The following is a 14,676-nucleotide window of genomic DNA, read 5'->3' on the forward strand; positions in this document are numbered from 1 at the left end:
CTCCGTGCCGGTGAGTCCCATCGTCGACCGGAACGCCGTCGTCGACGATCACCGGATCTCGTTCGGCGTGCACGGCGAGGGCGACCCCGTCGTCCTTCTCCACGGAACGCCCATTCCTCGACGCCCACCGGGGCTGACCGGGCCCGGAGCGCTCGGGGTGCTTCTGTACATCCTGCTGGAGAGCCGGGCCAGGGCGGCGGGCAGGCCACCGGCGCGGTGACCCTCGGCGGGGTCGTCATGCGCGCGGCGCCTCACGCCGCGGGCGCCTCGGTTCCCTCCGCACGGCCGTAGTGGCCCGCCAGCCACGCGCACACGATCAGCTGGATCTGGTGGAACAGCATCAGCGGGAGCACCAGGAGTCCGACGGGCTGGCCGACGAATAGCACGGCGGCCATGGGCAGCCCCGTGGCCAGCGATTTCTTGGAACCGCAGAACTGCACGACCCGCTTGTCGCGGTCGGCGAACCCGAGCGCGCGGGAGATCAGCCCGGTCAGGCCCAGCACCACCGCGAGCAGGACGCAGCACGCGGCGATCAGCCACGCCAGCTGGGCCGGCCCGACCCTGGACCAGCTGCCGTCGGCGACCCCGTCGGAGAACGCCGCATAGACGATCAGCACGATCACCGACTTGTCGAACAGCGCCAGGCGCCTGATCCTCGCGGTGACCGGCAGGACCCACCGCCGCAGCAGCTGGCCCAGGACGAACGGCAGGAGCAGCTGCAGTGCGATCTTCCCGACCGAGTCCCACGTGATGACCACCGATCCGTCCCTGGTCATGAGCGCGAAGACCAACAGGGGAGTGATGACCACCCCGAGCAGGTTCGACACGGACGCGGAGACCACGGCGGCGCTGACGTGGCCGCGGGCGATCGCCACGAAGGTGATCGAGGACTGCACGGTCGAGGGTACGAGCGTCAGGAAGAGGAAACCGGCGGCCAGTTGCTCACCGAGGACCGGGGTGAGCGCCCATCTGCCCAGGAGTCCCAGGGCCGGGAACAGCAGGAACGTCGCCGCCAGCACCACCGAGTGCAACCGCCAGTGCTTCACACCGGCCAGCAGTTCACGGGGTTCCAGCCGCGCGCCGTAGAGGAAGAACAGGACCGCGATCCCCACTGTCGTGACCCAGCCCAGCGCCGTGGCCGCGCCTCCGGTGGCCGGCAGCACCGCCGCCACCACGACGGCGGCCAGGATCGCCAGGATGAACGGCTCGATCCGGAGGCGACGCAGAAAGCTCATCGACCCATTTCATCACCCCGGTCCGCGGGCGGTCCGCACGAGGCCCGCAGGGGCGGCCGATAGGCTCGGGGGATGACGGAGCGAGTCGGACAGGGGTGGCGGCCCAAGTCGCTGCGGGACGGCGAGGAACCGGACCCGCGGTTCACGCTCGCCAACGAGCGCACGTTTCTGGCGTGGATCCGGACGAGCCTCGGTCTGATGGCCGGCGCCGTGGCGATGGAGGCCTTCGCCGGCGACGAGATCCCTGAGATCATCCGGACCCCGCTGGCCTGCGTACTCCTCGTGATGGCGGCGCTGCTGGCCACCGTGTCGTTCCGACGCTGGATCCGGATCGAGGCGTCGATGCGTCACAACAGGCCGCTTCCGGTCCCGCAGGCGTCGATCCTCCTGGTGCTGGGCATCGCGACCGGTGCGATCCTGCTGGTCGTCGCGATCCTCGGCGGCACCATCGCATGAGCGCAGGCGCCCCGCGGCGGCGGATCGGCGTGCGCCCGGAGGCCGTCCCGCCCGACGTCGGACTCCAGGCCGAGCGCACCAGCCTGTCGTGGGCGCGGACCTGGGCCGTGGTGACGGTGAACATCATCCTGGTGGCCAAGTTGATCGCCGAGACCTCGTGGGTGTGGGCGGCGGTCTTCGCGACTCTCGTCGTGGTCCCGCTGCTCGCGCTGCTCAGGGTGCAGCTGCACCACGAACAGCGGGTGGGGCGGTTCGTCCGGGCCGGAGAGGTCCAGCAGACCCAGGTCCGCTACAACATCGGCCTGGTGGCGATGGTGCTGGTGATGGCCGGATGCGGCCTCACCGCCGTCCTGATCCGGGTGCTGTTCTAGCTGTACAGACCAGTCGCACGGACGCCCGCGATTGCAGACGCCCGCGCCCGGACCAGGACCGGTCGGGTCAGGTGTTCTTGAGGCGACCGCTCAGGGCGTCGCGGAGCCTGTCCACCATGCCGACACCGGGCCCCAGGGTCATGTGGAACAACTCGGAGTGCGGGGATCCGGGGTGCGGACGGGTGGGGGCGATCTTCTTGGCCGCCTCGACCTTCCGGCCCAGGTCGAGCAGGTCCTCGGCGGAGACGGCTGCCCGCAACTTGGGGAACTGGTCGCTCTCCTCGTCGTCCGCGTGGTGATCGAGGAGTTCCTTGAAGCGCTTCACGGTGGCGATGAACTCGGCGCTCTCGGAGTCCAGGCCCTCGAGCTCCTTCATCACCTCTTCGATCTCCTGGTGCTCCTCCTTGTCGTGCTCGACCTCGTCGCCGCCGTCCGGGACCTCGCGCTCGTAGACGGGGTAGACGAACAACTCCTCGGCCACCGAGTGCCGCGTCACCTCGGCGATCACGGAGTCGGCCAGCGAACGGCGCTCCTTCGGGTCGGAGGTCTCCTCGATCATCTCGATCAATCCGATCATCTCGCGATGGTCGGCGGTGAGGATGTCGACGACGTCCTGGTCGGACTCTGACGTGGACTTCTGGGCCATGGCGAGCTCCTTGACGGTGTGGGTCGGATGGACCTCTGACCGTAGGCAGCCTGTTGGGAGCGGGCCACCGGTCGGGCGGGGACGCGCGCCCCCACCTGGGCCCCCCGCGCGGGCCCCACACAGGCCTCCCCGCGGTGTCTTACCGGGTGGTGGTGCTCTCCGAGTCGCACATGCCCTGCAGGGCGCACGATCCGCAGCCGCCGGTCACGCCGCAGTCGGCGGCGGGGTCCGCCGGGTCGGCGGGGGAGTCGCCGCAGGAACCCGCGCCGGGTGCGTCGGAGGTCCCGGGGTCGCCGGCGGAGTGGCCGCCGCAGCCGCCCTCGGAGCCGCAGCCGCAACCGCCCTCGTCGTCGTCCTGCGCGTCCTCCCACAGCGCCGCGGCGCGGGAGCCGGCGAGGCCGGCGACGCTGAGCAGGGCGAGCGAACCCAGAAGAGCGACGACGACGACGAGGCCACCGACCCAGCCCCCGATCAGTCCCACGCCCAGCGCACCGAGCATGAGCATGAGGCTTGAGCCGAGCAGGGCGGGCCCGGCAGCCCGGTTGGCGAGCGTCCAGGCCTCGGGGGAGCGGCGGGTCTCCGGGGTGCGGACGCCCAGGACGCCGTTACCCGGCAGTCGACCGAGCAGTCCCAGCAGGCCGGTAACCCCGACCACCAGGGCGAGACACGCCAGGAGCACCACGACCACCACGAGCACTGCGTTCACGCCCCCGAGGGTACGCCCGCGACGGGGGATTTCCGATTCGCCTCATCCCCCGTCGGCCCCTCCCCGGTGGAACCCTCGACCAGCGCGAGAAGTCGGGCGAGTTCGCGCTTGTCCTGCTCGCTGAGCCGGTCCAGGAACTCCCGGCGCACCGTGGCGACGTGATCGGGTGCGGCCTCCCTGATCTCACGCATGCCCTCCTCGGTGGCGGAGACGAACGCGCCCCGGCCGTCGGTGGGGCAGCTCGTCCGCTGCACCAGTCCACGCCGGACCATCCGGGTCACCTGATGGGAGAGCCGGCTGCGTTCCCACTGCAGGACGTCGGACAGCGCGGTCATCCTCAGCGGGCCGTCGGCCTCGCTGAGGTACACGAGCACCTCGAACTCCGGCTCCGTCAGGCTCGACGTGGCCTTGAGGTCGCGCTGGATAGCCAGGTGCAGGCGGCCCTGGATCGCGAGGTAGTCGCGCCAGAGCGCCTTCTCCTCGTCGGTCAGCCATTGCACGTGGTCGGTCGGCAGGGGTTCGCTCATGACCCCACACTACGCTCATAGTTGACACGACATCTAGTACGGGGATAGAAGTGTGTGACGCATCATCCGGATGCGTGACCCGAAAGGACCACAGACATGAGCACCACGACGACCGTCCCCTCTTCCCGTGCCGCCGGGGCCGAGACCCGCCTGATCCCCGTGCGCGGGATCGTCCGCGACATCGGCCTGCTCCTTACCCGGGTGCTGCTCGGGGTGGTCCTGATCGCGCACGGCTGGGAGAAGCTCGTCACCAACGGCGCCGGGGCCACCGGCCAGTTCTTCGACTCCGTCGGGGTCCCCGCCGCCCAGGCCGCCGCGGTGTTCGCGGGCGTCGTCGAGCTGGCCGGAGGGATCCTGCTGGTGCTGGGGCTGCTCACCCAGGTCGTCGCGGCCCTCGTCGTCGTCGTCATGGTCGGCGCCTATGTCTTCGTCCACCAGGGCGCGGGGATCTACGCCACCAACGGTGGCTGGGAGCTCGTCGCCGTGATCGCGCTGGCCGTCGCCGTCTTCGGCCTGGTCGGCACCGGTCGCTACAGCCTCGACGCGCTGATCGCGAACCGTCGCGCCGCCCGGGGCTGACTCCACGCAGGCCGGCTGCACCCGGCCCGCCCCCGCGGCCCCGCGGCCTCCGGTCGAGAGCGCATCGAGACCAGCGCATCGAGTAGGCCACGTCACCGAGGCCACGTCGACAAGGCCGCATCGAAAAGAGCGTTCCGCACACCCCACACTCGGGAAACGTGGTCGGAACCGTCTTCTCAACGAGTGGGTGGCCCGGTTCTCGACGGGGCGGGGCCCCGGTTCCCGGGGCGCGGTGCTCACACGCTGGCGAGGCCCGACCCGGTCCAGGGTTTAGGCTTGACCGAAGCCTGCGTGTGGGCACCGGCGAGGATCCAGAGAGAGCAGACAACCGTGAGCAGCAGCGACGAGACCGTCACCGCAGATCAGTCCGTCACCGGCGCGCAGACCGACCAGTCCGGGCAGACCGACCAGGCCGGGCCCGCCCACCGCTACGGCGCCGACCTCGCCGGCCGGATCGAATCCCGCTGGCAGCGCGAGTGGTCCGAGCACGGGACGTTCGAGGCCCCCAACCCCGTCGGCCCCCTCGCGGCCGCCGACGGGTCGTCACCGCCCGAGGACAAGCTCTTCGTGCAGGACATGTTCCCGTATCCCTCCGGCGCCGGCCTGCACGTGGGTCACCCGCTGGGGTACATCGCCACCGACGTCTTCGCCCGATACCACCGCATGCTCGGGACCAACGTCCTGCACACCCTGGGTTATGACGCATTCGGCCTGCCCGCCGAGCAGTACGCCGTCCAGACCGGCCAGCACCCGCGGGTCACCACCGAGGCCAACATCGTCAACATGGAGCGCCAGCTCGGGCGCCTGGGGCTCGGCCACGACCGCAGGCGCGTGGTGGCCACCACCGACACCGAGTTCTACCGCTGGACGCAGTGGATCTTCCTGCAGATCCACGGCGCCTGGTACGACCCGGACGCGCCCGCCCGCACCACCGACGGCGGCGAGCACCCCACGCGCACCGGCCGCGCCCGGCCCATCGCCGAGCTGCGCGAGCAGTTCGTCTCCGGTGCCCGCCCGCTGCCGGCCGGGTTCGCCGGACGGGAGTGGCCCGATCTGACCGCGGCCGAGCAGGAGAAGGTCCTCGACTCGCACCGGCTGGTGTATCTGTCCGACTCCCAGGTCAACTGGTGCCCCGGGCTGGGCACCGTGCTGGCCAACGAGGAGGTCACCGCCGAGGGGCGCTCCGAGCGCGGCAACTTCCCCGTGTTCCGCAAGAACCTCTCCCAGTGGATGATGCGGATCACCGCGTACGCCGATCGGCTGGTCGACGACCTGGACCGTCTGGACTGGACCGACAAGGTCAAGTCCATGCAGCGCAACTGGATCGGCCGCTCGCAGGGCGCACGCGTCCGCTTCGCCGTGGCGGAGAAGTCCATCGAGGTGTTCACCACCCGCCCCGACACGCTGTTCGGCGCCACCTACATGGTGCTCTCGCCCGAGCATCCGCTGGTCGACGAGCTGGCCGGGCCGTTCTGGCCTGAGGCGGGCGACGCTCCCGGCGGGGTGGACGGTGTGGGCGGCGCCGTCGACGGGCTGGACGAGCGCTGGACCGGCGGGCACTCCTCGCCGGCCGAGGCCGTGCAGGAGTACCGCCGCCGGGCCGCCACCAAGTCCGATCTGGAGCGCCAGGAGAACAAGGACAAGACCGGCGTCTTCACCGGCTCCTACGCCGTCAACCCGGTCAACGGCGAGCAGGTCCCGGTGTTCGTGGCCGACTACGTGCTGATGGGCTACGGCACCGGCGCGATCATGGCCGTGCCCGCCCACGACTCCCGCGACCACGAGTTCGCCACGGCCTTCGGTCTGCCGATCGTGCAGGTGGTCGCGCCGGCAGACGGGCGTGAGCTGGACGTGCGTGCCGAGGCGTACGCGGGCGACGGCGTGGCCGTGAACTCGACCAACGAGCGCGGGCTGTCTCTCGACGGTATGGACGTGGACGAGGCCAAGGCCGCCACCATCGCCTGGCTGGAGGGCGAGGGCACCGGCGAGGGGACCGTCCAGTACAAGCTGCGGGACTGGCTCTTCGCCCGCCAGCGCTACTGGGGCGAGCCGTTCCCCGTGGTCTATGACTCGGACGGCGTCCCGCACGCGCTTCCCGACGAGATGTTGCCCGTCGAGCTGCCCGAGGTCGAGGACTACAAGCCCGTGTCCTTCGACCCCGACGACCCCGACTCGATGCCCTCCCCGCCGCTGGCCAAGGCCACCGAGTGGATGACCGTCGAGCTGGATCTCGGCGACGGCGTGCAGACCTACACCCGCGACGCCAACGTGATGCCCAACTGGGCCGGCTCCAGCTGGTACCAGCTGCGTTACATCGATCCCACGAACCCGGACGAGCTGTGCGCGCTGGAGAACGAGCGCTACTGGACCGGTCCGCGGCCCGAGATCCACGGCGAGGGCGACCCCGGGGGAGTGGACCTCTACGTCGGTGGAGTCGAGCACGCCGTGTTGCACCTGCTCTACTCGCGGTTCTGGCACAAGGTCCTGTTCGACCTCGGGCACGTGACCAGCGAGGAGCCCTACCGCAGGCTGTTCAACCAGGGGTACATCCAGGCGTTCGCGTACACCGATGCACGCGGCGTGTACGTGCCTGCTGCAGATGTAGAGGAACGGGACGGGAAGTTCTACCTGGACGGTTCCCCGGACGCCCCCGAGGTGTTCCAGGAGTACGGGAAGATGGGCAAGTCGCTCAAGAACTCGGTCTCCCCCGACGAGATCTGCGACGAGTACGGCGCCGACACGCTGCGTGTGTACGAGATGTCCATGGGCCCGCTCGACACCTCACGGCCCTGGGCCACCAAGGACGTCGTGGGGGCGCACCGCTTCCTGCAGCGGCTGTGGCGCGTGGTGATCGAGGAGTCCACCGGGCAGGCCCGGGTGACCGAGGAGGAGCCGCCGCAGGACGTGCTCAAGGCGTTGCACAAGGCCATCGCGGGGGTCCGCGACGACTTCGCGGGCCTGCGCGACAACACCGCGATCGCCAAGCTCATCGAGTACGTCAACCACCTGACCAAGGCCTACCCGACCGAGGGGCCGGGAGCGCCGCGGTCGGCCGTCGAACCTCTGGTGCTGATGGTCGCCCCCGTCGCCCCGCACCTGGCCGAGGAACTGTGGTCGCGGCTCGGGCACGCCGGCTCGCTGGCCCACGGCCCGTTCCCCGAGCACGACGAGTCCTACCTGGTCGAGGACTCGGTGGAGTACCCGGTGCAGATCAAGGGCAAGGTGCGCTCGCGCATCACCGTCCCTGCGGACGCGACGCCGACCGAGGTCGAGGCGGCGGCCCTGGCCGACGAGAAGGTGCAGGCCAACCTCGCCGGAGCGACCCCCAAGAAGGTCATCGTGGTGCCGGGGAAAATGGTCAACATCGTGCCGTGAGAGGGCCGGGCGGTGAGAGAACCGGGCGGTGTGAGGTCCCGGTCGGGGGGAGGGGTCAGCCCACCTGCACGAACACCGCCGAGGACGAGCCGATCAGGTAGGTGGTGGTGATCATCCACATGGCGTAGCTGGCGAACAGCCACGGCCGCCACCTGATGTGCTGCTTCCACCGCCGGTAGGTCTTGACCCCCGCGGTCACGGACAGGATCACCGACAGCAGAAGCGGCAGCAGCACCACCTCGACCCGGTCGGAGGTCAGGCACGTGCCGCCGGGTTCCGTGCACTCCTCGCCGATGCCGCCGCCCACCGCGACGAGCGCGACCGCGAAGATGACCACGGCCGAGGCGGACAGCAGGACGTAGCGGATGGCCTGGCTGGCCTGGCGTTCGTTGCGTTCGAGGCGCTCCAGCGGGTCGTCGAACTCGCCGATCCCTCGGGGAGACACCGTCACCTCCCCACGAATCCGTTGTGCCCGCCGGCCTCGGCTACCTCGTCGACCGTCGTGATCCCCAGCTGCTCGTCCGTCACCGGCGGGAAGAGCGGACCACCGCCGAAGGCGCCCCGGTGCGACAGCGGTACCTCGCCGTCGTCGTTCGTCACCCCGTGTTCGCGACCGTATTCGGCCGTGATCACCGTGGACCCGCTCAGCGCCGGCAGCGACGGATCGTCGGCCAGTGCCACGATCACGCGGCCGACGAAGGTCGGGTCCTCGGCCCGGTCCAGGGGGAAGCCGTTGAAGTCGTCCATCCCCAACGACAGGATGAGTTCGGTGCGGATGAGGCCGAGCCACAGCGACAGGGTGGACACGCCGGTCCCGACGAGCTCGTGCGCCATGTCCGAGGCCATCTTGTCCAGGGCGGTCTTGCTCATCCCGTAGAGCACGGTGTGGAACGGCGAGCGCGACCCGAAGGACGAGATGTTGACCATCAGGCCCGACCCCTGCGGGACCATCACCTTGGCGGCCTCGCAGCTGGCGACGTAGTGCGCGCGCAGACCGACGCCCATGAGGGCGTCCCAGTCGCCGGCGGGCCGCTCCCAGAACTTGCCGTTGAACCCCATGAAGCCCTTGGGGTTGGTCCACACGTTGTTGACCAGCAGGTCCAGGCGTCCGGCCTGCTCGGCGATCCGGGCGACGACGGCGACGATCTCGTCGTCCCGGGAGTGGTCGCATTCGAGTGGGCGGATCTCGCCCGGGGCGCCGGAGGCCGCGTCGATCGTGCCCTGCAGGCGCTCGGCGGACCGGCCGGTCACGTAGACCGTCCACCCGGCCTGCGCGAGTGCGGTGGCCACCCCCCTGCCGACGCCGCGGCTGGCGCCGGTGACCAGGGCGACGCGCGCGGTCACGAGTCGACCCCGGCGGTCGCGGCTGCCGTCTCGTCTCCGCGGACGGTGTGGACCTCGGGAAAGGTCACGGTCGCGCTGTCGAGGGAGCGCGTGATCGACCACCCCGGGGAGAACAGGCACTCGGCCATCACCCAGCGGCCGCTCTCCACCACGTAGACATCGGAGTACTCGCCGGTGGAGAGGGTCTCGGTGCCGTTCTCCCGGTCCACCTGACGGAACTGCAACGTCCAGGTGCCGGTGGCGCGCCGCGGCGCGCCCCCGTCCGCCGGGTCCTCGACAGCGATGGAGGGCATGAGGCCGTGGTGCATGTCGAGGATGCGGGGTCCGCCGTCGGAGGCGGTGGCCAGGGCGATCTGACGGAAGATCCCGACCATCGTGTCCGGGTCGGTGCGGCCGAGCGGGCCGAAGTCCAGGAGGCCGCCCTCGGCGACGAAGCACGCCCGGAACCCCTCCGGATCCTTGGCGTCGCAGGCCCGCCAGTACCGGTACTTGAGCTGCTCTATCGCCTGGCGGGCGCGGGATTCCTGCTCGAACTGCATGCGGGCCACGTTAGCCTAGTGGGCATGAGTCGAACACTGGTCGAGCTGTCCGATCGCTGGGACCTCCAGGACCTGGTGACCAGGTACGCGACCTGTATCGACGCCCGTGACTTCGACGGACTGGACAGGGTGTTCACCCCGGACGCCCGGGTGAGTTACGAGGCCTCGGGCGGGCCCGCGGACGACTATCCGGCGGTGCGCGCCTGGCTGGCGGAGATGCTGCCGATCTTCGCCTCCACCCAGCACCTGATGGGCAATCTCGCGGTGACCCTGGACGGCGACACCGCGACCGGACGCTGCATGTGCTTCAACCCGATGGCCCTGCGGCCGGTGGAGGAGAAGGACCAGCAGGTGTTCTTCTACGGGCTCTGGTACGTGCTCGGGTTCGTCCGGACCGCAGAGGGCTGGCGGATCGACAGCCTCGCGCAGGAGCAGGCCTTCCACCACAACCTGCCCTGACGGACGACGGAGGGGCCCGCCACCCGGCGGTCCCCTCCGTGGTCCGGCGTCAGACGGTGCCGCAGGAGTCCGGGGCCGGCAGGCCGTGCACCCGGTCCATGAGGTAGCGCGCGTTGGTGGCGCGTTCGGCCAGCATCGGCAGGGCGTGGTCGATCACCAGCCCCGGCGCGAGAGCCGGTAGCTCCGCGGTACGCAGCTCCACCGTGGCGCCCCGGGCACACCAGTCCCGGACCAGGTCGACCGCGGTGTCGTGGGGGACCACGTCGTCGTTGCGCCCGATCAAGACCATCGCGGGGACCGTGGGGGCCACGCGGCCGAGGTTGTAGCCCTCGAGGACCCGCAGGATCTCGGGCTCGGACCGGGCGGCGTCGGCCAGCGAGTTGCCGTGCGTGGTGAACTCGGTGGTCCGGCGCAGACCGTAGGCGAACGCGGTCTCGGCGACGCACTGCGTCGAGGTCACCTCGAGCATGCGCCTGCCCTCGTCGTTGAGCTGCCGGTCGAACGCCGGACGCAGCTCGGGGTGCACCTGCAGGATCCCGTTGATGGCGTACCCGACGGCCCCGGTGAGGACGCCGCCGTCGACGCGGTCGAGGGTGCCGAGCATGTCCGACGGCGGGGCGCCCGCGGCGATCCCCACCAGGTTGAGGTCCGGTGCGTACTGGGGCTGCATCTCGGCGGCGGCCGCGGCCGCGCCTCCGCCCTGGGAGTACCCGCTCACGACCGTGGGGGAGTCGGGGGCGAGGTCGGTCCCGGACAAGCGCACCGCGGCCCGGGCGGCATCCAGGGCCGAGCGGCCCTGGGAGTCGCGGTTGACGTAGGGGTGGTGGCCGGGCGTGCCCAGCCCCTCGTAGTCGGTGACGACGACGGCGAAGCCTTCGGCGAGCATCGAGTACGCGTCGATCAGCGAGTACCCGGCCGCCATCGAGAGCGGGGCCGTCCGGGCGCTGAGCCCGACCTCCATGGACTTCGAGGGCGCGCACTGGTCGCCCTGACCCTGCGTGCCGGGCGTGACCACGGCGAGCGGTCGCGGGCCGGGACCGGTCCACGGGGCCTTGGGCTGGAGGTAGGTGCCGGTGACGGCGACGGGCCCGCCCGCCGCGCCGGTCGAGCGGTACATGATCCGCTGGGCGTCGGCGGACAGGGCACCGCCCGCGACGAGGTCCGGGACGCTCGGCGTGATGACCATGGGCTCGCTGCGGATCACCGTGCCGGGAATCGCGGGCAGCTGCGCCGGTGGGGTGTAGAACGCCGTCCGGTCCGGGGCGTTGGACGAACCGTGGTCGGACGAACCCTGCGCGGCGGCCTCCGGGGCCGCGCCGGTCGCGAGAGCCGGAGCCAGGGCCACGACCAGTCCGAGCGCGAGCGCCCCGGCGAGAGGGGAGAGGCCGCGGGTGGCGGCCCGGTCCGGTGACGGTGATCTCACGTGTTCTCCAGTATCGGTGCTGGCGGAACGACTCTGCGCGCATGCCGCGGTGGACAAAACTATAACGTGTGTCCGTTCTACTGGTGGGGCACGTCACTTCCGGGCCGGACGTCAGGGTTCGGTGCACCGGTGTCGAATCGGTGGCCGGTGTCGGAGGGCGCTGTTACCGTGACGCCGTGCAGAACGACGTGCTCATGTGTTGGCGATGCGAACCCCGGTGGATCCGCGCCGCTCACCTCGCCCACCCCGCCTCGGCGTAGGACGCGCGTCACGGACCCACCGGGAACGGGTGGGCCGATCATCAGTCGGGAGCACGGTCCACACCGGACCACGGTTCGGCCCGGAGAGGACCACGGCCGAGACCGGCCCATCCCGACCTGATCGAGGAGAACGTCCAGGTGACCGCAAGTCCCCGAACCATCCACCTACCGCTGTCGGAATCGGACGTCCTGGTGAGCGCGCGCTCGCTGGCGGAGTACACCGACATGTTCAGCCTCGACGACGCGGACCTGGGTGGGCGGATCGTCGACTGCCCGGGCGGGGCGGCCAGCGCGGTGGCGGAGATCTGCGCGGCGGGCGGGGACGCGATCGCGGTGGATCCGCAGTACGCGCTCGGTGGCGGCGACCTGCGGGAACGGGTCCTGGCGGACCTGGATCGATCCCTGGCCCACTTCCACTCCCGGGACCTCGACTACGACTGGGACGTCCGGGGCGGCGTGGTCGGTCACGAATCCGTCCGCCGGACCGCGGCGGAGTCGATGCTCGCCGACCTCGAGGTCGCGCCCGGGAGGTACGTCGCCGGCGCTCTCCCGGATCTACCCCTGGCCTCCGACTCGGCCGACCTCGTCCTGTGCTCCCACCTTCTGTTCACCTACGCGGACCGGATGAGCACGGCCGACCATGTCGACGCGATCGTCGAGATGGCGAGGGTCGCCCCGGAGGTCCGCATCTACCCGCTGGTCGACCATTCGGGCACTCCCCTGCCCGAGCTGGTCCGCAGCGTGATCGCCAGGCTCAAGAAGGAACGGCTGACCAGTCGTATCGAGCCCGTCGTCCGGCCGTTCCAGCTGGCGGCCACCACGCGGTTGGTGGTGGAGCGGACCACCAACCGGCGGCCCTGACGCCGGGTCCGTGCTCAGCCGGGCGTGAGGCGCAGGACCTGCTGCCCGGTGAACGGTGAGGTCTCGACGCTGGTGAGCAGGGGCTGCGGCCCGCCCACCTCGAGGGCCTGGCCGGGCTGGAACACGGTGCCCGAGCCCAGCGAGTACGCGACCAGGTCGCACATCTGCCCGTAGAGGGCGCCCGGGGGCCCGGCGACGTCGAGCCGTTCCATGTCCAGTCGGCCGAAGCGCCCGAGCCCGCTGGTGTAGACGCACGAGGTGGTCTCGGACTGCATGCCCGACCGCACCCCGACGAGGGCGGGCACCGGGAGCGGGTTGCCGGCGACGAGATCGCGGTAGGGGCCGGCCGGCAGGGTGGTGGCCGCGCCGCCCACGCTCACCGCGATCGCGCCGGGCAGGGCGGTCAGGGCGGCGGTCACCGTGGCCACCGCGAGTTCGCACCGGAGCGTCTCGAGCCTGGGGTCCAGGTACTCGGGTTCGCCCGGTTCGCCGTCGTCGCCTGTCGGGCCGAGGCGGAAGGCGGCCACGACGACCTGGGAGCGATGCGTGTCCACCACGCTCTGGCCGCCGTTCCAGATGGCTAGGTTCTCGGTGTAGCGGGACGCCTCGCCGTCGGCCACGGGGAGGTCGAGCGGGGTGGTGACGACCGTGACGTCCTCGACCGACACGCCGGTCGCGGGATCGTCGTCCGTCCCGGGATCGACCTCGTAGGAGCCCTCGAAGATCTCGGCGAGGAGGTCGCCGACCTCGGCGTGGCCTGGTGCGGGACGGTCGAGCAGGACGATCGCGACCGGGGTGCTCTTCCAGGACAGGTCCTCGCCGGTGCGCGGATCCACGGTGGGCTGTTCCGCAGAGGGCTGTTCCGCGGCGGGCTGGTCGGGCTGCGGCGACTCGCTCATGCCCCGAGGCTAGCGGGTCAGTTGAGCAGGAAGTCGATCACCAGGCGCTCGAACTTGTCCTTCTGTTCGATCATCGCCCAGTGCCCGCAGCGCGAGAAGGCGTGGAGCTCGGCGCGGGGGAGCTGCCGGAACGCGAAGTGCGCCTGCTCGTAGGGCAGCATGCGGTCGTCGCGGCCCCAGATGAGCAGCGTCTCCTGGCGGATCTGGGAGGCCCGTGCGTAGAGCGGCGTGTAGGCGTTCTCGGGCTTGAGGATCGATCCGAAGATCGCGTACATCCGCTCGACGGCCCCCGGGGCGGTGGCGGCTTCGGTCCGCGCGCGGATCAGCTCGTCGGAGACGACCTTCTTGTTGCCCACCATCGTGTCGACCCAGGCGGCCATGGACTCGTCGGAGGGCGAGGCCAGGAAGTCGAACAGGCGCCGCGAGCCCTCGCTGGGCTCGGGCGTGAACAGCGGCGCGGCCAGTCCACCGGGGCCCATGAGCGCCATTTTGCGGACGCGGCCGGGGTAGGCCAGGGCGGTCTCGCAGGCGACGTTGCCGCCCATCGAGTTGCCGATGATGTCGACCTTCTCGATGCCCTTGGCCTCACAGAACGCGTCGATCGCCTCGGCGGCGATCAGGGGGTAGGCCTTCTCCCACTCCAGGTCCGAGCTCCTGCCGAAGCCCGGCATGTCCAGCAGGATCGTGTGGAATCGCTCGGCGAAGACGGGGAAGTTGCCGGAGAAGTTGGACCACGCGGTGACGCCCGGGCCGGAACCGTGGAGGAACAGGACCGGGACCGTGCTCTCCGGCTCGGTCACGCTCTGCTCCCCCGCCTCGTGGAAGTGCAGCTCGAAGCGGCCGGCGGTGAGGGTCCTGCTGGTGGACTCGAAGTCGAGAGAGCTCATGGGAGTCACGATACTAGAACACGTTCTAGAGTCGGGCGCCTCGGCCGAAATGCGGGCGGCGTCGAAATTAAGTCAGCCGCGCGGGGAGTCCCTGAACATCCCCGCGCGG

Annotated in this window: 17 protein-coding genes; 7 read left to right on the forward strand and 10 right to left on the reverse strand. The window is 70.8% G+C overall.

Annotated elements, in window-relative coordinates; genetic code table 11:
- Positions 1–10 precede the first annotated feature (10 nt).
- Positions 11–220, forward strand: coding sequence for a hypothetical protein (locus tag ABD250_RS17250; protein ID WP_182658360.1), 210 nt, complete (start codon positions 11–13; stop codon positions 218–220).
- 31 nt (positions 221–251) lie between these two features.
- On the opposite strand, the gene ABD250_RS17255 is transcribed toward ABD250_RS17250, so the two are convergent.
- Positions 252–1,235, reverse strand: coding sequence for a bile acid:sodium symporter family protein (locus tag ABD250_RS17255; RefSeq protein WP_182658359.1), 984 nt, complete (start codon positions 1,233–1,235; stop codon positions 252–254).
- Positions 1,236–1,307: 72 nt separating this feature from the next.
- Here ABD250_RS17255 and ABD250_RS17260 point away from each other — a divergent pair, with 72 nt between their 5' ends.
- Both ABD250_RS17260 and ABD250_RS17265 read left to right on the forward strand, forming a co-directional pair.
- Positions 1,308–1,691, forward strand: a complete 384-nt coding sequence (locus ABD250_RS17260) for a YidH family protein (RefSeq protein ID WP_179523980.1) — start codon at positions 1,308–1,310, stop codon at positions 1,689–1,691.
- Complete coding sequence (locus ABD250_RS17265) at positions 1,688–2,062, forward strand: DUF202 domain-containing protein (RefSeq protein ID WP_179523979.1); 375 nt, start codon at positions 1,688–1,690, stop codon at positions 2,060–2,062. The genes ABD250_RS17260 and ABD250_RS17265 overlap by 4 nt, the downstream gene beginning before the upstream one ends.
- 67 nt (positions 2,063–2,129) lie before the next feature.
- On the opposite strand, the gene ABD250_RS17270 is transcribed toward ABD250_RS17265, so the two are convergent.
- The 3 genes from ABD250_RS17270 to ABD250_RS17280 all read right to left on the reverse strand — a co-directional run bounded on the left by ABD250_RS17270 (position 2,130) and on the right by ABD250_RS17280 (position 3,941).
- Positions 2,130–2,708, reverse strand: coding sequence for a hemerythrin domain-containing protein (locus tag ABD250_RS17270; RefSeq protein ID WP_182658358.1), 579 nt, complete (start codon positions 2,706–2,708; stop codon positions 2,130–2,132).
- Between the two features lie 139 nt (positions 2,709–2,847).
- A complete protein-coding gene (locus tag ABD250_RS17275; RefSeq protein ID WP_259844060.1) occupies positions 2,848–3,414 on the reverse strand; it encodes an SdpI family protein in 567 nt (188 codons plus the stop codon).
- A complete protein-coding gene (locus tag ABD250_RS17280) occupies positions 3,411–3,941 on the reverse strand; it encodes a MarR family winged helix-turn-helix transcriptional regulator (RefSeq protein ID WP_182658881.1) in 531 nt (176 codons plus the stop codon). Before ABD250_RS17280 ends, ABD250_RS17275 begins: the two co-directional genes overlap by 4 nt.
- Positions 3,942–4,037: 96 nt before the next feature.
- Between ABD250_RS17280 and ABD250_RS17285 the strand changes: the two genes are divergently transcribed.
- Both ABD250_RS17285 and ABD250_RS17290 read left to right on the forward strand, forming a co-directional pair.
- Positions 4,038–4,520 carry a DoxX family protein gene (locus ABD250_RS17285; RefSeq protein ID WP_182641161.1) on the forward strand — a complete coding sequence of 161 codons (483 nt, stop codon included), beginning with the start codon at positions 4,038–4,040 and terminating at the stop codon, positions 4,518–4,520.
- A gap of 330 nt (positions 4,521–4,850) precedes the next feature.
- On the forward strand, positions 4,851–7,895 hold the full coding sequence (locus ABD250_RS17290) for a leucine--tRNA ligase (RefSeq protein WP_344393481.1): 3,045 nt from the start codon (positions 4,851–4,853) through the stop codon (positions 7,893–7,895).
- Between the two features lie 55 nt (positions 7,896–7,950).
- On the opposite strand, the gene ABD250_RS17295 is transcribed toward ABD250_RS17290, so the two are convergent.
- From ABD250_RS17295 to ABD250_RS17305, 3 genes are read right to left on the reverse strand one after another with little or no spacing between them, the layout of a single operon-like run.
- A complete protein-coding gene (locus tag ABD250_RS17295; RefSeq protein WP_179523973.1) occupies positions 7,951–8,340 on the reverse strand; it encodes a hypothetical protein in 390 nt (129 codons plus the stop codon).
- 2 nt (positions 8,341–8,342) lie between these two features.
- Positions 8,343–9,239, reverse strand: coding sequence for an SDR family NAD(P)-dependent oxidoreductase (locus tag ABD250_RS17300; RefSeq protein WP_182658317.1), 897 nt, complete (start codon positions 9,237–9,239; stop codon positions 8,343–8,345).
- Entirely contained in the window at positions 9,236–9,778 is a 543-nt protein-coding gene (locus tag ABD250_RS17305) for a nuclear transport factor 2 family protein (protein WP_182617425.1), read from the reverse strand. The genes ABD250_RS17300 and ABD250_RS17305 overlap by 4 nt, the downstream gene beginning before the upstream one ends.
- A gap of 24 nt (positions 9,779–9,802) precedes the next feature.
- Between ABD250_RS17305 and ABD250_RS17310 the strand changes: the two genes are divergently transcribed.
- Positions 9,803–10,237: a nuclear transport factor 2 family protein gene (locus ABD250_RS17310; RefSeq protein ID WP_182658316.1), complete on the forward strand. Its 435-nt coding sequence runs from the start codon at positions 9,803–9,805 to the stop codon at positions 10,235–10,237.
- Between the two features lie 49 nt (positions 10,238–10,286).
- On the opposite strand, the gene ABD250_RS17315 is transcribed toward ABD250_RS17310, so the two are convergent.
- Positions 10,287–11,660: a lipase family protein gene (locus tag ABD250_RS17315; protein ID WP_179523969.1), complete on the reverse strand. Its 1,374-nt coding sequence runs from the start codon at positions 11,658–11,660 to the stop codon at positions 10,287–10,289.
- A 398-nt stretch (positions 11,661–12,058) separates the two neighbouring features.
- On the opposite strand from ABD250_RS17315, the gene ABD250_RS17320 reads away from it, so the two are divergent.
- Positions 12,059–12,781 carry a class I SAM-dependent methyltransferase gene (locus ABD250_RS17320; protein ID WP_182639488.1) on the forward strand — a complete coding sequence of 241 codons (723 nt, stop codon included), beginning with the start codon at positions 12,059–12,061 and terminating at the stop codon, positions 12,779–12,781.
- Positions 12,782–12,795: 14 nt separating this feature from the next.
- Here ABD250_RS17320 and ABD250_RS17325 read toward each other — a convergent pair whose 3' ends face one another.
- Together ABD250_RS17325 and ABD250_RS17330 are read right to left on the reverse strand one after the other, a co-directional pair.
- A complete protein-coding gene (locus tag ABD250_RS17325) occupies positions 12,796–13,680 on the reverse strand; it encodes a hypothetical protein (protein ID WP_182658877.1) in 885 nt (294 codons plus the stop codon).
- Positions 13,681–13,697: 17 nt separating this feature from the next.
- Positions 13,698–14,567, reverse strand: coding sequence for an alpha/beta fold hydrolase (locus ABD250_RS17330; RefSeq protein ID WP_179523966.1), 870 nt, complete (start codon positions 14,565–14,567; stop codon positions 13,698–13,700).
- Between the last annotated feature and the right edge of the window lie 109 nt (positions 14,568–14,676).

The sequence above is a fragment of the Dietzia cercidiphylli genome (genome assembly GCF_039531545.1).
In the GTDB taxonomy this organism is placed as follows: Bacteria; Actinomycetota; Actinomycetes; order Mycobacteriales; family Mycobacteriaceae; genus Dietzia; species Dietzia natronolimnaea.